The following is a 22,182-nucleotide window of genomic DNA, read 5'->3' on the forward strand; positions in this document are numbered from 1 at the left end:
TTGAGACTCCCACCTCAGGCATGTGTTGAATTCATAGCAGTTCAAATGCACACGGCAATTAGACAAAGGCATTTGTTTCGCAAAGAATTGCAATTATGATGCAATCCGGTTATAGAGCGCCAATATCCCGGAAATCAGTGGTTGATACCACGCCCGCGACCCCGGCGCGGACGGACAGAAGGACTGTATCTATGGCTCAACAATTGCTCATGCCAAAAGCTACGGCTGTATGGCTGGTAGACAACACCGCGCTGTCGTTCGATCAGATCGCCACGTTCTGCAAACTGCATCCGCTCGAAGTCAAGGCAATCGCCGACGGTGAAGCCGCGCAGGGCATCAAGGGCCTCGACCCGATCGCGACCGGACAGCTTTCCCGCGACGAGATCGCCCGCGCTGAAGGCAACCCGAACCACAAGCTCAAGCTTTCCGAGCCAAAGGTTCGTGTGCCGGAATCCAAGCGCCGTGGCCCGCGCTACACGCCGGTTTCCAAGCGTCAGGATCGTCCGAACGCCATTCTCTGGCTGGTCCGCAATCATCCTGAGCTGAAGGACGCGCAGATTTCGCGTCTTGTTGGCACCACCAAATCCACCATCGAGCAGATCCGCGACCGCACCCACTGGAACTCGGCAAACCTCACCCCGATGGACCCGGTAACGCTTGGTCTCTGCAGCCAGATCGATCTCGATCTTGAAGTTGAACGCGCATCGCGCGGCCGCCCGCTGCCGACAGCAGAAGAGCTTGGCAACACGCTGCAGCCGGCAACGGCGACGGAAGGTCTGGATTACAACTTCCAGCGCGACGAAGAAGAAAAGCAGATCGACGCGGACGCCGTCTTCAAGAAGCTCAGCTCGCTGAAATCGGCTCCGAAGGACGAAGACGAGGACGATCACTACTGATCGAAAGTCTTTCCGTTTATGAAAACCCGGCCGTCGTGCCGGGTTTTTTGTTTTCAGAGCTTCAGGGCACTTCCAGTAAACCGGCTATGCGCTTTGCCGGAAATGCTCTAGCGGGCACCGAAGATTGCCGAGCCGACACGCACGCTGGTGGCGCCGAATTCTATCGCAGTCTCGAAGTCCCCCGACATGCCCATGGAAAGCTTCTCGAGGCCGCATTGTCTGGCAAGCTTCGCCAGAAGCGCAAAATGCGGACCGGGATTTTCATCCGCAGGCGGAATGCACATCAGGCCCTCTACCGACAATTTCAGCTCGTCCCGGCAAAAAGCCACGAAGGCGACGGTCTCGCGTGGATCGATGCCAGCCTTCTGTGGCTCCAGCCCGGTATTGACCTGCACATAAAAACGAAGGCTGCGGCCCTGTTTGACGCATTCCTCAGAAAGCGCACGGGCGATCTTTTCCCGATCAACGCTCTGTACGACGTCGAACAGCGCAACTGCATCCGCCGCCTTGTTGGATTGCAGCGGCCCGATCAGGTGCAGCTCTATACCCGATGTCTTTTCTTTAAGCGCAGGCCACTTGCCCTGCGCTTCCTGTACGCGGTTCTCGCCGAACACGCGCTGGCCGCTGTCGATCACCGGCTGGATCTCTTGCGCATCGAACGTCTTCGAGACGGCGACGAGAGAAACATCCGTCGCCTTGCGGCCGGACTTTTCCGCTGTCTCCGCTATGCGTTGCCTGACATCCTCAAGACGTGCTTCGATTTCCATCACAGGACCTCTATTTGAAACATTCTGAACGCTAACTAGACGCCGATTGCCTTGATGCCAAGCGGGTTTAGCACCATTTGAGGCACGCTGGCCAAGATTGAACGCCCGGAGGCCCCGCCAAACTTGACGCCCCGGTCGTTTCATGGTGAAGGTCAGCGCAAATTTTTCCCCTCGATACCCGGAATTCTAAACAATGGCCATCGAACGTTACAATCCTCGCGACGCCGAGCCGCGCTGGCAGCAGAAATGGAACGAAGACAAGGTTTTCGTGACCGACAACAGCGATCCGCGCGAGAAGTATTACGTTCTAGAGATGTTTCCCTACCCGTCGGGACGCATTCACATGGGCCACGTCCGCAACTACGCGATGGGCGATGTCGTTGCGCGCTACAAGCGCGCGCGCGGCTTCAACGTTCTGCACCCCATGGGCTGGGACGCCTTCGGCATGCCTGCCGAAAACGCGGCTATGCAGAACAAGGTTCACCCGAAGGACTGGACCTATCAGAACATCGCCACCATGCGTGGCCAGCTGAAATCCATGGGCCTGTCGCTGGACTGGACCCGCGAATTTGCGACCTGCGATGTGGAATATTACCACCGCCAGCAGGCGCTGTTCGTCGATTTCATGGAAAAGGGTCTGGTCTACCGCAAGCAGTCCAAGGTCAACTGGGATCCGGTCGACCATACCGTTCTGGCCAATGAGCAGGTCATCGACGGCCGCGGCTGGCGTTCCGGCGCGCTGGTCGAACAGCGCGAATTGACGCAGTGGTTCTTCCGAATCACCGATTTCAGCCAGGATCTGCTGGACGAGCTGGACACGCTGGATCAGTGGCCGGAAAAAGTACGCCTGATGCAGAAGAACTGGATCGGCCGCTCCGAAGGCCTTTCGCTGCGCTGGCAGACCGTTGCTGGCACAGTGCCGGAAGGCTTTGCCGACATCACTGTTTATACCACGCGTCCCGACACTCTGTTCGGCGCATCCTTCCTGGCAATCGCCGCCGACCATCCGCTGGCAAGAGAGCTGTCGGAGAAGAACCCTGATATTGCCGAGTTCTGCGACGAGTGCCGCCGCCATGGCACGTCTCTCGCAGCGCTGGAAACAGCGGAAAAGAAGGGTATCGATACCGGCGTCAAGGTCGTGCATCCGCTGGACCCGACGTGGGAACTGCCGGTCTATGTCGCCAACTTCGTGCTGATGGACTACGGCACCGGCGCGATATTCGGCTGCCCTTCGGGTGACCAGCGCGATCTGGATTTCGCCCGTAAATACGATTTGCCGGTGGTGGCCGTCGTTGCACCGGAAGGCCCCGACGCTGCCAGCTTCACCATTCAAGACGTCGCCTTCACCGATGATGGCGTGATGATCAACTCCGGCTTCCTGAACGGCATGAACACGACTGACGCCTTTGAGGCGGTCGTGCAGAAGCTCTCTGCCCAGACGCTGGGCAACACGCCGCAGGCCGAGCGCAAGGTCAATTTCCGCCTGCGCGACTGGGGCATTTCCCGCCAGCGTTACTGGGGTTGCCCGATACCCGTCATCCATTGCGAAGTCTGCGGCGTAGTTCCGGTTCCGAAGAAGGACCTGCCGGTCAAGCTGCCCGACGACGTGACCTTCGACGTGCCCGGCAACCCACTGGATCGCCACCCCACATGGCGTCACGTTGCCTGCCCGCAATGCGGCCATGACGCACGCCGTGAAACCGACACGATGGACACATTCGTCGATTCCAGCTGGTACTACACGCGCTTCACCGCGCCTTGGGAAGATGAGCCGACGGATCCGAAGGCCGCAAACCACTGGCTGCCGGTGGACCAGTATATCGGCGGCATCGAGCATGCTATTCTGCACTTGCTCTATTCGCGCTTCTTCACCCGCGCCATGCGCGAGACCGGCCATGTCGGCGTCAAGGAGCCCTTCAAGGGCCTCTTCACGCAGGGCATGGTTGTGCACGAGACCTACAGCCACGGTGAAGGCCTGACCCGTGAATGGGTAGCGCCCGCCGACCTGCGCATCGAAGAGACTGACGGCGCCCGCCGGGCATTCCTCTTGTCCTCCGGCGCGGAAGTGAAAATCGGCTCGATCGAGAAGATGTCGAAGTCGAAGAAGAACGTGGTCGACCCGGATGACATCATCGCATCCTACGGTGCGGATACCGCTCGCTTCTTCGTCCTGTCGGATTCCCCGCCCGACCGCGACGTCATCTGGTCCGAAGCCGGTGTGGAAGGCTCAAACCGCTTCGTACAGCGCGTCTGGCGCATCATCGGCGAAGTCGCGACCGAACTGAAGAGCGTCACGCCGAAGCACGCGAGCGAGGGCGAGGGCCTGGCAGTATCCAAGGCGGCCCATAAGACGCTGAAGGCCGTTCAGGAGGATCTGGACAAGCTTGCCTTCAACAAGGCGATCGCCCGCATCTACGAACTGGTCAACGCGCTCGCAGCTCCGCTGGCGGATGTCGCGGCTGGTGGCAAGCCTGATGACGTCAAGGCGGCGGCGCGTGATGCCGTCGAAATCCTCATTCGCATCATTGCCCCCATGACGCCGCATCTGGCCGAAGAATGCTGGTCGGCGCTGGGCAACGAGGGTCTCGTCGCCCAGACGCCGTGGCCAACTTTTGTACCCTCGCTGGTCGAGGAAAACGATGTGGTCATGCCCGTTCAGGTCAACGGCAAGAAGCGCGGCGAATTGACAATCGCGCGCGATGCGGATCAAGATGCGGTCCGAGCGGCTGCCCTTGCGCTGGATGCCGTCAAATCCATTCTTGCCGGTGGCGAGCCCAAAAAAGTCATCGTGGTTCCGCAGAGGATTGTGAACATTGTTGTCTGACGTTTTTTCGAGATGGAGCCGAGTTGCGGCAGCAGTTTCCGTCGTGATGATGGCCGGTCTTCTGGCAGGCTGCCAGGTTCGCCCGCTTTACGGCGAGGCTTCCGGAACCAAGGAGAGACTGGCGGCTGTCAGCATCTCTAATGCCGGCGACCGCATAACGCAGGAAGTGCGCAATCAGCTGATCTTCCTGGTGTCCGGCGGTGCGGGTGAACCGGCTACGGCTCAGTACAACGTCAAGTTATCCGTAAGCTCGAGCGCCACGTCCACGGAAGTCGAGAACTACGATCTGACGACCCGTACCAACAGCAATTATAACGGCCCTTACCCAGGCCGTGTTGTGATGAACGGTAATTACGTCCTGACGCGTATTTCCGACGGCCAGATCCTGCGCTCCGCGCGGCGTAGCGTAACGGCGCAGGTGGATCTGCCACAGCAGGAATTCGCCAAGATCAGGGCGATCCGCGACGCAGAAAACCGTGCGGCCCGGGAACTGGCTGAAATCATCCGTACCGATATCGCTGCCACCCTTGGCCGCTGAGAGCGGCGGCCATGGCAGAGATAAAATCGCATGAATTTGAGCGCTTCGCCGAAAATCCGGCGGAGCGCTTTCGCGTTTTCGTGCTCTACGGCCCGGATCGCGGCCTCGTGTCGGAGCGGGCCAACCTCATCGCCAAAAAGACCGGCATTGACCCGGATGACGCCTTTGCATCGTTGAAGCTGAGCGCATCCGACCTGCAGGGCGATCCCGGCCGCCTTCTCGACGAGGTGAACGCCATCGGCCTTTTCGGTGGCGAAAAACTCGTCTGGATCAAAAGTGCCTCGGCTGAAAAGGCGCTGGTGGATGCTCTCCAGATTCTGGCTGAGACGCCGCCCGAAGCCAGCTTTCTCATCATCGAGGCCGGCGACATCAAAAAAGGCACGGGCCTGCGCAAGATCGCAGAACCCGCTCGCTCTATCGCAGCAATCCCGTGTTATGCGGATGACGCCCGTTCGTTGAATGCGTTGATCGATCAGGAACTGTCTGCCGACAATCTGCGCATTGCCCCGGCCGCACGGCAGAGGCTGATCGAGCAGTTGGGCGGCGACCGGATTGCCTCGCGCAACGAGATCCGCAAGCTTGCGCTCTATTGCCGTGGCGCAGAGGTGATCGAGGAAGATGATGTGCTGGCAATCATCGGCGATGCCAGCACGGTTTCGGCTGACGACGCCGTCGATGCCATCCTGAAGGGCGACAGAAACGCCTTTTTCCACGCCACCCAGAAGATCGTCTCGTCGAAGACGCCGATCTTTCTCGTGCTTCAGGGATGCCTCAAGCAATTTCAGTTGCTGGATCAGATGCGTGCCGAAATGGATGAGAAAAAGCAGCAGGCCGGGCAGGTCATGCAAACGCTTGGACGCCACATCCATTTTCGCAGGAAACCGGTGATCGAGAGAGCGTTGCGAACCTGGCAGCCAGCGGCGATCGCCCGTGAGATGAACCGCCTGCAAGCGGCCATATTGCAAAGCCGCCAGCGCCAAAGCCTGGAAGACAGCGTGGCGCTTTTGACCCTGCTATCGACCACATTGCAATCAGGCCGCGGCGGATAACTCGCTGAAGGTCGGCAAAAAGCCCTCACGCTGACGCTGCGAGGGCTTTTAAAATCATGATACCAAGGACACCAGTCGTTGAGAACTCAGTCGCCCTTACCCGGCTCGGCAGAGAAATAAAGCTCGAGCTTGCCTGTCACGCCATCCATTTCCTTGGCTTCCGGCAAGGGGTCGCGCTTGATGGTGATATTCGGCCAGATCGCCGCATATTCCGTATTCAGCTTCAGCCACTTGTCGAGACCCGGCTCAGTGTCGGGCTTGATCGCTTCGGCAGGACATTCCGGTTCGCACACACCACAATCGATGCATTCGTCAGGATTGATAGCGAGGAAATTTTCACCCTCGTAAAAGCAGTCGACAGGGCAGACTTCAACGCAATCGGTGTATTTGCAGCGGATGCAATTGTCGGTCACGACATATGTCATGATGAACTCCAGAATATGCAGGCCGGGTCTGTGGGCTTCGGAACACAAGCCGTCGCCCGGAATTCAGACAGGGCAATTTTGCAAGTGAGGTAATGCCTTTGCCTTCAGATAGCAAGGATAAACAATTCTGAAAAACCGCTAAGACTTGAAGGTTTATTCTATTCTTTGTTTCCGTCGCTGTCCGACAGGAACCTGTCGAGCGCCCTGCGCTCTTTTTTGGTGGGGCGACCGCTTCCCGGCTGACGTATCGCCTGCTCCAGCGGGCTCAGCCTGTCGGAAGGCTCGCGCGGCGGCGTCAGATCGTCGTAGAGAAGTTTGGCCTCTTCATAGGGCCCGCGCCGCTCGCCCCCGGATTTGACGACAAGCACCTTGTCCATGCGCTCGAAACCGATATCGAGCCTGTCACCAGCCTTTACCAGATGGCTGGGCTGGCGAATGGAGACACCGTTGACCTTGACCTTGCCCGACTGAATGTAGCTCTGGGCAAGTGAACGGGATTTGGCCATGCGGGCAAAGAACAGCCACTTGTCCAGACGCTGACGCGTGCTTTCGAGTGGCTGTTCGTTGCTCCCCATAGCTTACTTCTTCAGCTGCTCCTTGAGAGCAGCAAGCTTGGCGAAGGGCGAATCCGGATCGATCGGCTTTTCCTTACGCTGCTGACCCTGCGGTTTCCCGCCACGGTCGTTGCGGTCCGGCCTGTCCTTGCGCTCCCCGCGATCCTGACGATCATTATTGCGGTTGTTGCCACGGTCGGGACGTCCGCCATCACGCTTGCGCTCGCCGTCACCGCCACGATTGGCAGCCTCGCGATTTGCTCCGTCACGATTATCGCGACGGCCTTCGCCACGACGTTCACCCTGTTCGCGTGGCGCCTGATCGCGACCCTCGCCACGGCCTTGACCGCGGTTGCCGGGACGACGGTTTTCACCACGCTGGTTTTCGTTGCGACCACCCGGACGCCACAGAAGAACAGGCTTCGGCTCGGCAGCCTCGGCGCTTTCCGTCGGCGCAGCCTCGCTAACAGCAGCCTCTTGGCCCACAGCTTCCGCAACCGGCGCTTCTTCAGCAGCTTCGACAGTGGTCGTCTCGGGAACCTGCTCTTCCGAAGCCGGTTCCTCGTGTTCGGTCTCTGCGCTCTCGTCTTCCGTCACCGCTTCAGAAGCGGCCGGAGCGGCAGCACCGGTCTGGTTGGCGAGGAAGGCCTGCGCCTCTTCCGCCGTTACCTGATCGGCACGATAACCGAGACCCTTGAGGATTTCTTCCATGTCGTCGAGCGTTGCGCCGAGAATGGAAAGCATTGCGGTCGTCGTCGTGAAACGGCGGCCGTCATAAGCGCCTTCCGGACGCGGCTGCTGACCGGGCTTCCACTGCAACAGCGGACGGATGAGATCGGCCAGACGCTCGAGAATGTCGATACGCACGGCGCGCTTTCCGAGGAAACGGAAACCGGCGAGCTTGTAGAACATCCGCTCGAAGGTCGGGTCCGTCACGACAGAGGTGCGACCGGCGGCCAGCACCGGAATGAGATCGCCGTAACCCGGCTTGCCGAGACCATCGTTCTTCAGCGCCCAGAGCAGCGTGACAAGCTCCGCCGGAGCGGGCTTGAGAAGCGCGGGCAGGAAGACGTGATAGGCGCCGAAACGCACGCCGTAGCGGCGCATGGAGGCACGCGCATCCTGATCCAGCGACTTCACGTCTTCGGTGACGTCGCGGCGGAACAGGACACCGAGATTTTCGACCAGCTGGAACGCCAGCCCCTTCGCCAGACCCTGAAGGTCTTCGGCGCGCGAAATATCGTCCAGCGGCTTCAGCACGGTCGCAATCTGATGATTGACGAAACGTTCGACGCGCGCCAGCGCATGATCGCGGGCATTGCCGCTCAACTGCTCGTCGGCAAAGAGGATCACGCGCGGCTTCATGATATTGTCGCCTGCCGAAAGGCGGGCCACCGGTTCGCCCAACCAGCGAACCAGACCATCGGAGCTCAAAGCGAGATCACCGTTTCCGCTGGCGTGCAGACGCGCGGCACGCGCCTCGTATTCGAGCGCGAGCGCCTTCTGCGCAGCAGCCTGCACGGCCTTCTGATCCGGCCCTTCCATTCCCGGCACCGGCGTGAACCGGAACCCGGCCAACTGGCCGACGTGATGTCCTTCTACGAAGACATCACCATTTACACTGATTTCAGCTTCAAGCATCGCATTCTCTCTCAGGCGCCTCATGAGCACAGATGTCCTGCGATCAACAAAGCGTTTCGTCAACCTTTCATGTAGAGCATCGGACAATCGATCTTCGATTTCCCGCGTCTTTTCTTGCCAGTGTGTCGGATCGGCAAGCCATCCTGGGCGGTTCGATACATAAGTCCATGTTCTGATCTGCGCAATCCTTGCAGACAAGGTATCGATCTCTCCATCGGTACGATCGGCGCGGCGCACCTGTTCGCCCATGAAATCTTCGTTCACCGTGCCACGTTTTACCAGATCGAAATAGAGCGTTGAGATCAGATCAGCATGTTGAGCGGGCGCAATGCGGCGATAATCCGGAAGCGCGCAGGCCTCCCAGAGTTTTTCCACCCGCGCCTCCGTCGTCGCCACGTCGATGATTTCAGGGTAGCGCGACAGATATTCGAGCGCCTGCTGGTCGATCGCCGGCAAGGCCCGTGACAGTCCCTGGATCGCCGGGGCAGCTTCGAGGCTCAGACGCAGATTGGTGATGGAGGAAAAATCGAAATTTTTCGTCCGCCATTGCAGCACCTTCACCGAGTCGAACTGATGGGTTTCGATACGCTCCACCAACTCGTCGTCAAATGGATCGACGCGCCCCGTCACGCCAAAGGTGCCATCGCGAAGATGGCGGCCGGCGCGGCCGGCGATCTGGCCGATCTCGCCCGGATTGAGATTGCGGAACTGATAGCCGTCGAACTTGCGGTCCTGCGCAAAGGCGACATGATCGACATCAAGGTTGAGGCCCATGCCGATGGCATCAGTCGCCACGAGATATTCTACGTCGCCGGACTGGTAGAGCCCCACCTGGGCGTTGCGCGTACGCGGCGAAAGCGCGCCCATCACAACGGCTGCGCCACCACGCTGGCGGCGTACCAGCTCGGCAATGGCATAGACCTCTTCAGCCGAAAAGGCGACGATTGCCGTGCGTTGCGGCAGGCGGGTTATCTTCTTCTGGCCCGCATAAAAAAGCTGCGACAGGCGCGGACGTTCGACCACGGTAATTCCCGGCAGCAGCTTTTCGAGGATCGGGCGCATCGTGCCCGCACCCAGAAGCAGCGTTTCCTCCCGCCCGCGCAGATGCAGCACGCGGTCGGTAAAGATATGCCCGCGCTCCAGATCACCCGCCAGCTGCACTTCATCGATGGCGACGAATGCGGCCGTCGTCTCGCGCGGCATGGCTTCCACCGTGCAGACGGAATATTTGGCTTTAGGAGGGGCGATCTTTTCTTCGCCGGTTATCAGCGCCACATTCGGCGCGCCCACCTTTTCGACAAGACGGGTATAGACCTCACGCGCCAGAAGGCGCAGCGGAAAGCCGATGACACCGTTGCCATGTGCCACCATGCGCTCGATGGCGTAATGGGTCTTGCCGGTATTGGTGGGGCCGAGAACGGCCGTGACACCGCGGCCGCTCAGGATCATGGGGCGAAAATTCAACGTACTATCCGTGAATCGACTTCATCTGCTTGCTGTACCGCCCGCCATTCACTGATACGGGCCGCACACGCAACACACATGGCAATGCCCGCCGACAAAGGCAATAGGCCTTGTCCGCAAAGTGGTAACAGGTCCTTCCTCGCCGGAATTTTCCTTTTTGATTCAGATACTTGAAATATTAAAAAGAATCCGGCGAAACCGGAATTGATTCGGATACGGAACAGTCTGCGAACGAATCGAATACGAATCGCTGACTCCAATGGATTCAGCTTTTGTTCTCCGCAACATCTGGTTGGCAGATGCCTGCCCTATACCAGATTGTGAATCCGGATAAGTCCTTGTCCGGATTCAGCTTTGCGGCACCGGCTTCCGGCGGAAAATACCGGAATCGACTGTCAAGCGGCAATCGCTGAAAAGCCGCTCCGGCACAGGCAGGAACGGCAGTATCAGAGCGCCTCGCCGGCAAGCAGGCGCGGCGCGCCCGCATCTGTCGTACCGGCAGCCTGACCGATGAAATAGGATTTGAGACCCGGCAAACGATCGACCACACCCAGACCGAAATCACGCATGACGCGAATGGGACCGACATCATTGGAGAAAAGCCGGTTCAGCACATCCGTCGTCACACCCATCCGCAACGTGTCGAAACGCCGCCAGGACTGGTAACGGTCGAGAACGTTGAGAGAGCCGATATCAAGGCCGAGGCGGTCGGCCTCGACCACGGTTTCGGCCAGTGCCGCAACATCCTTGAAGCCGAGATTGAGGCCCTGACCGGAAATCGGGTGAATTCCATGCGCCGCATCGCCGGCAAGTGCAAAACGTGGCGCGACGAAGGAACGCGCCAGCGTCAAGCCCAGCGGAAAGGCGCGACGGGGACCGACGGGACGGACCGGACCGAGCTTGTGGCCGAACCGGCGTTCAAGTTCCTCCTCGAACACCAGATCGTCGGCAGCAACCAGCCTGTCGGCATCGGCCGTACGTTCGGTCCAGACAAGCGAGGAGCGGTTCCCTTTCAAGGGAAGCACGGCGAAAGGCCCCGACGGCAGAAAATGTTCCTCCGCGCAGCCCTCATGCGGCCGCTCGTGTTCAACGGTGGTGACGATCCCGGACTGATCGTAATTCCAGTGTACGGTTTTTATTCCTGCCATATCCCGCAAAGCCGAGCGGACCCCATCGCAGGCTATGAGCAGTCGCGCCTCAAGCGACGAGCCGTCGGAAAGTGAAATAGCCGTCGATTGCGGGCCGGCGGAAAAACCGGAAACACTGAGACCATGGCGGATTTCGACGCCGAGGCGCTCACACAGGCCTCGCAGCGCACCCACCATCGCGACATTCGGGACCATATGAGCGAAGGGCCTGCCCTCCTCCACCGCGCCGTCGAATGTCAAAAACACCGGGCGAACCGGATCGGCGGTCTTCGAATCGGTGACGATCATCTTGTGGATCGGCTGGGCCTCCGGCTCGATCTCGTTCCATATGCCGAAAACGTCGAGCATACGCGTGGCCGCCGCGATAATGGCGGAGGCGCGGACGTCCTTCTTCCAGACATCCTCGGGAGCGGCTTCAACCACCTGCACATTAAGATGTCCGGCTGCCTGCTTAATTGCGACAGCAACGGAAAGGCCGACATAACCGCCGCCTGCCACCACCACGTCCACCATCGCGCTTCTCCTCAAATCTTGTGCACGCATCATCGGCGCACTATAGACCATGTGACGTCTTCCTACAGCCGGAGCAGGCCGAAAAAATGTCGCATCCCTCGCAAACGTCAGATCCGATGGCCAATCTGATATCCACACTCGATCTCGAGAAGCTGGAAGAAAACCTGTTTCGGGGTGAAAGCCCACAAATCGGCTGGCAGCGCGTTTTCGGCGGCCAGGTCATCGCGCAGGCATTGATCGCAGCTCAACGAACCGTGGATGACGACCGTTTCGTTCATTCACTGCATTCCTATTTCATGCGCCCCGGCGACCCGCTGGTGCCCATCCTCTACCAGGTGGAGCGCATTCGCGACGGTGCTAGCTTCTGCACCCGGCGCGTGGTCGCCATCCAGCATGGCAAGGCAATCTTCTCCATGTCGGCGTCATTCCAGATCGTCGAGGACGGATTCGATCATCAGATAAAAATGCCGGATGTGACGCCGCCCGAAAGGCTGATGAGTGAAGATGAGATGCAGGCGGCCTTCCTCGCCAACGCACCCGCTTCGATCCGAAAATACTGGAGCAACAAGCGCCCGATAGAGATCCGGCCGGTTTCGCTGACACATTATATTTCGAAAGAAAAGCTGGAACCGCAGCAGGATATCTGGGTTCGCGCTGTCGGCGATGTGCCGGACGATCCACGTTTCCAGTCGGCCATTCTCGCTTATCTCTCGGATATGACGTTGCTCGACACGTCGCTCTATGCCCACGGAACGACGATCTTCGATCCGGCCATTCAGGTGGCGAGCCTCGATCACGCCATGTGGTTCCACCGTCCCTGCCGGCTGGACGACTGGCTGCTCTACACGCAGGACAGCCCCAGCGCCTCGGGAGCACGCGGTCTGACCCGTGGCAATATTTTCACCAGACAGGGTGAACTGATCGCCTCCGTCGCACAGGAAGGTTTGATCCGCAAAAGGGCAAATGCTTAAATAATGCGCTTTTTTGAAAAATCGCACATTTAATAGACGAAAATTGCGCCACCCAATGCCCGTTTTTCAGACGCCCGTCATATAATTTTTATATTTCAATAACTTAGATGCCGCATCAAAACTGGCACGCCCTTTGAATGTATGTCCGTAGTCGCTGTTACTGATCTGCCAGCGCGAGGAGAGTCGGCTCCGTGCCGAGGACAAACAAAGGATGGGAAACCAGATGAAAATTGTGATGGCCATTATCAAGCCGTTCAAGCTGGATGAAGTGCGCGAAGCGCTCACCGGCGTCGGCATCCAAGGCCTGACCGTGACCGAGGTAAAGGGTTACGGACGCCAGAAGGGACATACCGAGATTTATCGCGGCACGGAATATGCGGTGAGCTTTCTTCCCAAACTGAAGATCGAGATCGCGGTTGCATCAGACGTCGTCGACAAGGCTGTCGAGGCAATCGCGTCGGCTGCAAAAACCGGGCAGATCGGTGACGGCAAGATCTTCGTTTACTCTATCGAACAGGCCGTGCGCATCCGTACCGGCGAAACCAACACAGAAGCGCTTTGAAGCACGGCTGACAGGGAGTTTTCTAGCTATGCAACTCAACAAGTTTTCAACGCTCGGCAAACTGGGTGCCGGTGTGGCGGCCCTGATGGCCCCGGCAATCGCCTTTGCGCAGGATGCCGCGCCGGCAGCAGCAGCGGCGGCCCCCGTTCCGGAAAAAGCCGATACCGCATTCATGTATGTCGCGACGATCCTCGTGCTTTTCATGATCATTCCGGGTCTCGCCCTGTTTTATGGCGGCCTCGTGCGCACCAAGAACATGCTCTCCGTTCTCATGCAGTGCACGGTCATCGGCGCGGTCATGATGCTCGTCTGGGTAATCTACGGTTACTCCTTCGCCTTCGGCGGCGGCACCGGCTCGTATTTCGGCGGTTTCGGCAAGCTGTTCCTGTCCGGCGTTTCGCTTGACAGCACCTCGGCAACCTTCTCCCAGGGCGTCGTGATCTACGAATACACCTTCATCGCCTTCCAGATGACCTTTGCGGCCATCACGCCTGCGCTGATCATCGGTGCATTTGCGGAACGCGTGAAGTTCTCGGCAGTCATCCTGTTCACCATCCTGTGGGCCACCTTCGTCTACTTCCCGATCGCTCACATGGTCTGGGACGCGAATGGCCTGATCTTCGGCATGGGCGCTCTCGACTTCGCCGGCGGCACGGTCGTCCACATCAATGCCGGTATCGCCGGTCTGATCGGCGCGATCATGGTCGGCAAGCGTACTGGCTTCGGCAAGGACATGATGGCCCCGCACTCCATGACGCTGACGCTGGTTGGCGCAGCCATGCTGTGGTTCGGCTGGTTCGGCTTCAACGCCGGCTCCAACCTCGAAGCATCTGGCGGTGCGGTTCTTGCAACCATGAACACCTTCCTCGCCACTGCAGCAGCCATCGTTTCCTGGTCGCTGGTTGAAAGCTTCACCCGCGGCAAGGCTTCCATGCTGGGCGCAGCTTCGGGCATGATCGCCGGCCTCGTCGCCGTAACGCCTGCGGCCGGTTCCGTCGGACCCATGGGCGCTATCGTTCTCGGCCTCATCGTCTCGCCGATCTGCTACTTCTTCGTCTCGGTTGTGAAGAACAAGTTCGGCTACGACGACACAGCTGACGTCTTCGGTGTCCACGGCATCGGCGGCATCATCGGCGCCCTCGGCACCGGCATCTTCACGTCGCCGCTGCTTGGCGGCACGGGTAAGGCGGACTTCTCCATCTCCTCGCAGCTCTGGACGCAGTTCGTTGCCGTCGCCATCACCATCGTATGGTGCGCAGTCGTCTCGGCAATCCTCTACAAGATCGTCGACGTGATCGTTGGTCTGCGGGTTCCGGTCGAAGCGGAACGCGAAGGTCTCGACCTTGCGACCCACGGCGAAGCCGCCTACCACTCCTGATATCCGGGAAAAGGGGTTCTCCATCCCCTCTCCCAAAAGAAGGCCCGCTTCGGCGGGCCTTTTCTTTGCCGCAAATCCGGAAGCGGCTTTTAAAAAACCGCATGGTTAACACGACATTAACCAGCAAGCTGTTAGTTTTCCCTGTCAATCCGGGATCTGGTCAACTGCCGGATCTTGCCGAAACCACAAAAACTACGGGTTCAGGGACATGGGCAGAATGAATTCTCCGACATTCGACGGTCGTCACACGCGTTTCGTGCTGACGGCGTTTTTCGTGCGGCAGGTCATGGCTCTTGCCGGTTTTGCCTTGCTTGCCACGATTGCGCTGGGGATTACCGCACTTGCCACATGGAACGTGGCGGACCCGAGCCTGTCCTATGCAACAGGCAACCAACCCACCAATCTTCTCGGTTACGGCGGCGCAATCTTCGCCGATATCGTGATGCAGTTCCTCGGCCTTTCCGCAATCATCGCGCTTTTGCCGGTGATTGCCTGGGCGATCGCCCTGATCGCCGGTCGCAAGTTCAACCGGATACCCGCCCGCCTCGTCGCCTGGATCGCCGGCGCCATCGTCTGCGCCGCCTCGCTCGGCTGTTTTCCCGCGCCCGTGACATGGCCGCTGCCGAACGGCATCGGTGGCGTCATCGGCGATATGATCCTGCGCTTCCCTGCTCTCTTCATCGGCGCTTACCCCACCGGCACGATTGCGACGGTGCTGGGCGCTATATTCGCTGCTCCCGCCGCCTTGATGATGCTGTTTGCCGCCGGTCTCGTGGGACGCCCGGAAGATGACCTGGAACAGGAAGAACGCGCGCCGGTCGCAAACAAGGCCCGTGCCACCCGTCAGGTCGAGGAAGAAGACGATGACGAGGGCGAAGGCTTCTTCGCCAATATTCTCGCCTTCGGCGCAATCGCACATTACTGGTACATCTCGCAGGCCCGCCTTCGCCGCCTGTTCGGCCTGAAGTCGAAATCCCTGCACGGCGAATTCGAACACCCTTACGATTTCAACGAATATGAATTCGGCACGCTGAACGAACCCTCCCGCCTCAAGACGGCGATCAACCGCCTCGACCAGCGCGCGGAACCGTCTTTCGAAGAACGCGCCGCATCCCGTCGCCAGATGTCGCCTCCCTCCATCGCGCCCGATCATGATGCGGACGAGGACGACGAACCGTCGTTGGACGCAGACGGTCGGCGGTTGCCCAACGGCATTCTCTCGGACGACCACAGCCTGGACGAGAACGACCCGAAGTTCGTGGCAAGACAGGCACCTGGGCGCGGCCAGCCCAGAATAACCGCCCCTTCCGCACGCCCGAAGCCCAGCGAGCGCGTGGCAAGGGAAGCGCAGGCCTCCTTTATTGCCGCAGACGGTTTCCAGTTGCCCACCGTGCATCTTCTGGCGGAACCCAAGAACGTCGTTCGCGACCATACGCTGAACGAGGAAGTGCTGGAGCAGAATGCCCGCCTTCTGGAAGGGGTTCTCGAGGATTTCGGCGTCAAGGGTGAAATCATTCACGTCCGCCCCGGCCCGGTCGTCACGCTCTACGAACTGGAACCAGCACCCGGCATAAAATCCTCACGCGTCATCGGCCTTGCCGATGACATCGCCCGCTCCATGAGCGCGATCGCCGCGCGCGTTGCCGTCGTGCCTGGCCGCAACGCCATTGGCATCGAGCTTCCGAACCAGACGCGTGAAACCGTGTTCCTGCGTGAACTGGTCGGCAGCCGCGACTTTGAAAACAGCAAGGCCAAGCTCGCCATGGCGCTCGGCAAGACCATCGGCGGCGAACCCGTCATCGCCGATCTTGCCAAGATGCCGCATCTTCTCGTTGCCGGTACCACGGGTTCGGGCAAGTCGGTCGCCATCAACACCATGATCCTGTCGCTGCTTTACCGCATGTCGCCAGAGCAATGCCGCCTGATCATGATCGACCCGAAAATGCTCGAACTATCGATCTATGACGGTATTCCGCATCTGCTCTCGCCCGTCGTTACCGATCCGAAAAAAGCTGTCGTGGCGCTGAAGTGGACGGTGCGCGAGATGGAGGAGCGCTACAAGAAGATGTCGAAGATCGGTGTGCGCAACATCGATGGCTTCAACAGCCGTGTGCAGCAGGCGATCGACAAGGGCGAAATCCTCACCCGCACGGTGCAGACCGGCTTCGACCGCCAGACCGGCGAGGCAATGTACGAGACGGAAGAATTCGACCTGAAGCCCCTGCCCTATATCGTCGTCATTATCGACGAAATGGCGGATCTTATGATGGTGGCAGGCAAGGATATCGAAGGTGCCGTACAGCGCCTCGCTCAGATGGCGCGTGCCGCTGGCATCCATGTCATCATGGCAACCCAGCGTCCGTCCGTCGACGTCATCACCGGCACCATCAAGGCGAACTTCCCGACCCGCATCTCCTTCCAGGTAACGTCGAAGATCGACAGCCGCACCATTCTGGGCGAACAGGGCGCAGAACAGCTGCTCGGCATGGGTGACATGCTCTATATGGCCGGTGGCGGCCGCATCCAGCGCGTGCACGGTCCCTTCGTCTCCGACAATGAAGTGGAAGAGATCGTCGCCTATCTCAAGACGCAAGGCACGCCGGAATATCTGGAAGCGATCACCGAGGAAGACGATGAGGAAGGCAATGGCGGCGGCCCGGCCGGCGCCGGCAATTTCTCCGATTCGGAAGACCCCTATGATCAGGCCGTGGCTGTCGTGCTGAGGGACGGCAAGGCCTCCACTTCCTACGTCCAGCGGCGTCTCGGCATCGGCTACAACCGCGCCGCCTCGCTGATCGAACGCATGGAGCAGGAGGGCATCATCGGCCCCGCCAATCATGCCGGAAAACGCGAAATACTCGTACCAACGGAAGCAGACATCATCGAGCGGTAATGCACGTCGCCCAAAAGGCTGTCGTGGTTTCGGGATAACGACATGCGTGAGGCGAAGACGGCAACCAAGCGGGGCGAAGAAGCGTTAATACACGCTTTCAACGTCATGAAGCCGCCGCCTTTATGCGGAAAATCGCTGCGATGAAGGAGAACAGAATGAACGACCTCACCACCGGCGAGATTGCCACCGCAAACACACCAGAGAACGGCGTGACGCGACGTGGCGTGCTGACGGCGTTTTCCATGGCTGCGGTCATGGCCGGCCTGTCGCCGCTCAACGCATTTGCTCAGGCTGCCGGTAACAGCGCGACCGCGCAGAAAATTGCCAATCACTTCTCGTCGGTCAAAACCATGATGGGAGAGTTTGTCCAGTTTGGCCCGCGCGGTGAACAGACCGGCGGCAAATTTTACATAGAACGGCCCGGCAAGCTTCGATTCAATTATGAAGACCCCTCGCCCATGCGGGTCATCTCCGACGGCAAGAATGTCGTCATCGGCAACATGAAGCTGAAGACATGGGATTTATATCCACTGTCAAAGACCCCGCTCAGCCTGCTTTTGTCCGACAAGATCGATCTGAGCAACCAGAAGGTCCGGAACGTGAAGGAAGAGTCGGACCTGACCACCATCGTACTGGGTGACAAGAGCGTGTTCGGCGATTCCACCATTACCCTGATGTTTGACCCGAAAACCTTCGATCTGAGGCAATGGACGACGACCGATGCCCAGAACAAGGACACAACTGTCATGATCTTCAACGTGCAGACGGGCGTTAACCTCGACGAACGCGTTTTCAACATCAACTACGAAGAAGTCCGCAAACGCGGCTAAAGGCCGGGCGGTCCACGGCGACAGTTCAAAAGGCGGCCCTTCGGTCGCCTTTTTCATTTTGCCGCTAAAATGCATTCCCGTTTTCATCGCGATGTTATAAGCCTGCGCCCCGGAAACATGCCTCGAAACAATCGGCTTCGAGGCTATAGAAGCGGAGCACATGCATGTCGTTTTCGATAACCACCTGGAACATCAACTCGGTCAGGCTCAGAATGCCGATCGTGGAGCAGTTTCTGGTGCGTTACAAACCCGACATTCTCTGCCTGCAGGAAACGAAATGCCCGAATGGCGAGTTTCCGATGAAGCCGCTGAAGGCGCTCGGTTACGAGCACGTCATCATCCATGGCCAGAAGGGCTATCACGGTGTGGCGATCGCTTCGAAAATTCCGCTGACAGAAGATCACCGTCAGGACTATTGCGGTATAGGCGATGCACGACACATTTCCGCGATTTTTCAGGTTGGATCGCGCCGCATACGGCTGCATAATTTCTATGTTCCGGCTGGCGGTGACGAACCCGACCGGTCGATAAACCCGAAATTCGGCCACAAGCTGGATTTTATCGAAGAGATGAAGGCGCTTCGCGCCGACGGCGTGCCCGGCACTTCTTCCATTCTCGTGGGCGATCTCAACATCGCGCCGCTTGAAAATGACGTCTGGTCGCACAAGCAACTGCTGAAGATCGTTAGCCATACACCGGTGGAAACTGACGGCATGCTCGATATCATGAAGAAGGGCAACTGGCTCGACCTGATGCGGCTGAACGTGCCTGATAGTGAAAAGATTTATACCTGGTGGAGCTACCGCGCCAAGGATTGGGAAGCCGCAGACCGTGGCCGCCGTCTCGACCATATCTGGTCGTCGCAGGATCTCGGCCCTTCGCTTGAAAAGATCGATATCTTGCGCGAAGCACGCGGCTGGAACCGGCCATCCGACCACGTTCCGGTTACGGCCCATTTCCGTTTCTGAAGCGCTGGCTCTTTAAAATCAGGAGAAGCGGTTCTGCAAACGTGCCGCGCCCGCCGCGAGTGCGGCGATATTATCGCGAATGCGTGCCGTCACGATATCGGCAACCTCGGGAAACTCCTCCACCAGCCGGTGAAAGAGAATGCGCGTTATCCGGATGACCTCGGAATCCTCCGCGGCAATGGCGGTGAATTTCCTCTCACAGAGCGTGAAAAGCGCCAGCTCCGAAAGAAGCGCCCCCTTGCCCGGTGTCGCCTGCAACGCGGGTTTTCCATCCCGCCCGGCCGTAAATAGCTCGAAATGGCCTGACGTCACCGCAAAGGCGCACTCGGCCGGGGAATGTTCCCGGAACAAAGTCTGACCCGCCGCCACGCGGCGGCGTTCCGCGCCGAAGGCGATCAGCCGCAACTGATCGTCGCTGAAGCCCGCAAACAACGGCACTTGCCCCAGAAGCATGATGTCATCCGTCAAGGCCATGTCGATTGCTACTCCAGAAAACCGCCTGCACCACTATAGCGGTTTTCGGATATCGGCCTTCAAAAGACAAGATGTTAGAATATTCTGCGTCCTCTCGGACGCAGAAAGGGCGTTCGTTCAGGGAACGATCTTGTATCCGCCGTTCTCGGTCACCAGAATTTCGGCATTGGAGGGGTCTCGCTCGATCTTCTGGCGCAGACGATACACATGCGTTTCGAGCGTATGCGTCGTCACTCCGGAATTATAACCCCAGACCTCTTCCAGCAAGACGTCGCGGGTAACGACGGCGCTCCCGGCGCGGTACAGATAACGGATGATCGCCGCTTCCTTTTCCGTCAGCCGGATTTTTTTGCCGTCTTCAGTCGTCAGCAGCTTCTGGCTGGGTTTGAACTGATAAGGGCCAACGGTGAAAACCGCATCCTCGCTCTGCTCGTATTGACGCAGCTGCGCCCGGATGCGGGCCAGAAGGACGGCGAAGCGGAATGGCTTCGTCACATAATCATTGGCGCCCGCTTCGAGACCGAGGATAGTGTCGGAATCGGTATCGTGCCCGGTCAGCATGATGATCGGTGCCTTGAAGCCACCCTTGCGCAGCAGTTTCACCGCCTCGCGGCCATCCATGTCAGGAAGACCGACATCCATGATCAGAAGATCGACCTGGGCAGTCTTTGCGGTCTGCATCGCCTGCGCAGCGTTTGCGCCGCTCAGAAGCGAGAATTCCTCATAGGGAGATAGTTGCTCAGTCAGCGTCTCCCGAAGATCGTCGTCGTCGTCCACCAAAAGGATAGTGCGAGCCGTCATTCGGATTCTCAGCCTTTCTTACTTTAGCGCATCGGCCCAAAAATCGCCGTTGATTTTCGGAAAGCGCAATGCGTAGTTTAAAAGAGTTAGAGCATCCATTGTGCCTCCGAAATAAGGCACGGCGCTCTAATTGTCAGCCAATTCAGCGGTTTGCCGATAAAAGGTCAACCCATTGCCATGATATTACGAAGTGCTATGACTTCACGTTAGATAACCTGCAAAGCAAAATCTCGTGAAAAACATGAGCAGACAGCCCGTAAAGCAACATAAACGCGCATCGACGCTCATGGTTCGGCCGGCGCCTTTGAAAATAAGCCGGGCCATCGTTCAGCTCGGGCATCTCACCTTTCCCGCAGCGATCGGGCGCAACGGCCGTACCGTGCTCAAACGCGAGGGAGATGGAAAGTCACCGATTTCCGTCACGCGCCTGCTGCACGGATTTTATCGCGGCGACCGTAACCCCGCCATCGCCACGACATTGCCGATGCAACGGACGCAGCAATCCATGCTTTGGTGCGACGAGCCACGCAGCGCCAGTTACAACAGGTTGGTCAAGTCCCCTTTCGCACTGAGCCACGAGGAGATGATGCGAAAGGACGGCCTTTATGACGTTTGCCTCGTGCTCGATTGGAACATCACGTCGAGAAGTCGGAACCGCGGTTCGGCAATCTTCATGCATATGATCCGCCCGGGATATGAGCCGACCGCCGGCTGCGTCGCTCTCCATCCCCGCGACATGAGGCGCATTCTGCCTCTTATGCGCAAGGGTACGAAAATTCGCATCCTGTAGATCAGGCACAAAAAAACCCGCCATTCTTGGCGGGTTTTTTTAAAAAAAGAGAAAGCCGGTGATTACGCGGCTTCTTCCTGAGAATCGTCCTCTTCGACGGCCTTGCCGCGCTTCGGACCCTTGGCAAGGTTGACTTCCACCAGGCGGACAGCCTCGGTTTCAGACATCTTGTTGACAGCAGCAATTTCGCGCGCCATGCGATCAAGAGCAGCTTCGTAAAGCTGACGCTCGGAATAGGACTGCTCCGGCTGGTTTTCCGCACGGTAAAGATCGCGAACAACTTCAGCAATCGCGATAAGATCGCCGGAATTGATTTTCGCATCATATTCCTGGGCGCGGCGCGACCACATGGTACGCTTCACACGCGCCTTGCCCTGCACCACTTTCAGCGCCCGCTCGACAAAATCGCCTTCGGAAAGCTTGCGCATGCCGATGCTCACGGCTTTAGCGACGGGAACTTTAAGACGCATCTTGTCTTTTTCGAAATCGATGACAAAAAGCTCAAGCTTCATGCCGGCAACTTCTTGTTCCTCGATGGCAGAAATGGTACCGACACCATGAGCGGGATACACAATCGCTTCACCGGTTTTGAAACCGTGATGTGCTGGAGATTTCTTCTGCTGGGTCGTCATTCGTTCTAAAAACTCCCTGTTACATACCCGGCAACGCCGGGGTTGGGTCGGTCAGGCCCTGATG

The 22,182-nt window shown here is 58.7% G+C and carries 19 protein-coding genes; 11 read left to right on the forward strand and 8 right to left on the reverse strand.

All coding sequences use genetic code 11. The features are described 5' to 3' along the window. The first annotated feature begins 191 nt into the window (after window positions 1-191). Window positions 192-896, forward strand: a complete 705-nt coding sequence (locus GH784_RS07285) for a DUF1013 domain-containing protein (RefSeq protein WP_003516519.1) — start codon at window positions 192-194, stop codon at window positions 894-896. A 107-nt stretch (window positions 897-1,003) separates the two neighbouring features. Here the strand turns inward: GH784_RS07285 and GH784_RS07290 are convergent, their stop codons facing one another. After that, window positions 1,004-1,663: a YggS family pyridoxal phosphate-dependent enzyme gene (locus tag GH784_RS07290; RefSeq protein ID WP_003516516.1), complete on the reverse strand. Its 660-nt coding sequence runs from the start codon at window positions 1,661-1,663 to the stop codon at window positions 1,004-1,006. A 193-nt stretch (window positions 1,664-1,856) separates the two neighbouring features. Here GH784_RS07290 and leuS point away from each other — a divergent pair, with 193 nt between their 5' ends. Genes leuS through holA form a run of 3 tightly spaced genes read left to right on the forward strand, consistent with a single transcriptional unit; the run spans window position 1,857 to window position 6,074 of the window. Further along, the gene (gene leuS / locus GH784_RS07295) at window positions 1,857-4,487 is read left to right on the forward strand and encodes a leucine--tRNA ligase (RefSeq protein ID WP_065705124.1); all 2,631 of its coding nucleotides are present in this window, start codon (window positions 1,857-1,859) and stop codon (window positions 4,485-4,487) included. Window positions 4,488-4,533: 46 nt separating this feature from the next. Continuing rightward, a complete protein-coding gene (gene lptE / locus GH784_RS07300) occupies window positions 4,534-5,025 on the forward strand; it encodes an LPS assembly lipoprotein LptE (protein ID WP_003516512.1) in 492 nt (163 codons plus the stop codon). An 11-nt stretch (window positions 5,026-5,036) separates the two neighbouring features. Further along, on the forward strand, window positions 5,037-6,074 hold the full coding sequence (gene holA / locus GH784_RS07305; RefSeq protein ID WP_003516510.1) for a DNA polymerase III subunit delta: 1,038 nt from the start codon (window positions 5,037-5,039) through the stop codon (window positions 6,072-6,074). 86 nt (window positions 6,075-6,160) lie between these two features. Here holA and fdxA read toward each other — a convergent pair whose 3' ends face one another. From fdxA to GH784_RS07325, 4 genes are all read right to left on the reverse strand, one after another. After that, window positions 6,161-6,499: a ferredoxin FdxA gene (fdxA, locus tag GH784_RS07310; protein ID WP_003516508.1), complete on the reverse strand. Its 339-nt coding sequence runs from the start codon at window positions 6,497-6,499 to the stop codon at window positions 6,161-6,163. A 158-nt stretch (window positions 6,500-6,657) separates the two neighbouring features. Then, window positions 6,658-7,074, reverse strand: coding sequence for an RNA-binding S4 domain-containing protein (locus GH784_RS07315; RefSeq protein WP_003516506.1), 417 nt, complete (start codon window positions 7,072-7,074; stop codon window positions 6,658-6,660). Window positions 7,075-7,077: 3 nt separating this feature from the next. Further along, window positions 7,078-10,143, reverse strand: a complete 3,066-nt coding sequence (locus GH784_RS07320) for a helicase-related protein (protein ID WP_153793312.1) — start codon at window positions 10,141-10,143, stop codon at window positions 7,078-7,080. A gap of 461 nt (window positions 10,144-10,604) precedes the next feature. Then, the gene (locus GH784_RS07325; protein ID WP_410170277.1) at window positions 10,605-11,957 is read right to left on the reverse strand and encodes a ubiquinone biosynthesis hydroxylase; all 1,353 of its coding nucleotides are present in this window, start codon (window positions 11,955-11,957) and stop codon (window positions 10,605-10,607) included. Between GH784_RS07325 and tesB the strand changes: the two genes are divergently transcribed. The 6 genes from tesB to GH784_RS07355 all read left to right on the forward strand — a co-directional run bounded on the left by tesB (window position 11,906) and on the right by GH784_RS07355 (window position 19,421). Next, window positions 11,906-12,790 (forward strand): acyl-CoA thioesterase II, encoded by an 885-nt coding sequence (gene tesB, locus GH784_RS07330; protein ID WP_026330899.1) that lies wholly within the window; start codon window positions 11,906-11,908, stop codon window positions 12,788-12,790. The genes GH784_RS07325 and tesB overlap by 52 nt on opposite strands. Window positions 12,791-13,001: 211 nt before the next feature. Beyond that, a complete protein-coding gene (locus GH784_RS07335) occupies window positions 13,002-13,352 on the forward strand; it encodes a P-II family nitrogen regulator (protein WP_019565993.1) in 351 nt (116 codons plus the stop codon). Between the two features lie 28 nt (window positions 13,353-13,380). Beyond that, on the forward strand, window positions 13,381-14,730 hold the full coding sequence (locus GH784_RS07340) for an ammonium transporter (RefSeq protein ID WP_065705119.1): 1,350 nt from the start codon (window positions 13,381-13,383) through the stop codon (window positions 14,728-14,730). 217 nt (window positions 14,731-14,947) lie between these two features. Continuing rightward, window positions 14,948-17,623 (forward strand): DNA translocase FtsK, encoded by a 2,676-nt coding sequence (locus tag GH784_RS07345; protein ID WP_194842954.1) that lies wholly within the window; start codon window positions 14,948-14,950, stop codon window positions 17,621-17,623. A gap of 155 nt (window positions 17,624-17,778) precedes the next feature. After that, window positions 17,779-18,453: an outer membrane lipoprotein carrier protein LolA gene (locus GH784_RS07350; protein ID WP_013636963.1), complete on the forward strand. Its 675-nt coding sequence runs from the start codon at window positions 17,779-17,781 to the stop codon at window positions 18,451-18,453. A gap of 164 nt (window positions 18,454-18,617) precedes the next feature. After that, the gene (locus GH784_RS07355) at window positions 18,618-19,421 is read left to right on the forward strand and encodes an exodeoxyribonuclease III (protein ID WP_013636964.1); all 804 of its coding nucleotides are present in this window, start codon (window positions 18,618-18,620) and stop codon (window positions 19,419-19,421) included. An 18-nt stretch (window positions 19,422-19,439) separates the two neighbouring features. Here GH784_RS07355 and GH784_RS07360 read toward each other — a convergent pair whose 3' ends face one another. Together GH784_RS07360 and GH784_RS07365 are read right to left on the reverse strand one after the other, a co-directional pair. Continuing rightward, window positions 19,440-19,895 carry a cyclic nucleotide-binding domain-containing protein gene (locus tag GH784_RS07360; RefSeq protein ID WP_013636965.1) on the reverse strand — a complete coding sequence of 152 codons (456 nt, stop codon included), beginning with the start codon at window positions 19,893-19,895 and terminating at the stop codon, window positions 19,440-19,442. A gap of 117 nt (window positions 19,896-20,012) precedes the next feature. Next, window positions 20,013-20,696 (reverse strand): response regulator transcription factor, encoded by a 684-nt coding sequence (locus tag GH784_RS07365; RefSeq protein WP_003492637.1) that lies wholly within the window; start codon window positions 20,694-20,696, stop codon window positions 20,013-20,015. Window positions 20,697-20,982: 286 nt separating this feature from the next. On the opposite strand from GH784_RS07365, the gene GH784_RS07370 reads away from it, so the two are divergent. Beyond that, a complete protein-coding gene (locus GH784_RS07370) occupies window positions 20,983-21,486 on the forward strand; it encodes a L,D-transpeptidase family protein (protein WP_153793313.1) in 504 nt (167 codons plus the stop codon). Between the two features lie 62 nt (window positions 21,487-21,548). On the opposite strand, the gene GH784_RS07375 is transcribed toward GH784_RS07370, so the two are convergent. Further along, entirely contained in the window at window positions 21,549-22,118 is a 570-nt protein-coding gene (locus GH784_RS07375; protein WP_003492641.1) for a CarD family transcriptional regulator, read from the reverse strand. Between the last annotated feature and the right edge of the window lie 64 nt (window positions 22,119-22,182).

Origin of the sequence: Agrobacterium tumefaciens, from assembly GCF_009649785.1 — a bacterium.
Lineage (GTDB): Bacteria > Pseudomonadota > Alphaproteobacteria > Rhizobiales > Rhizobiaceae > Agrobacterium > Agrobacterium tumefaciens.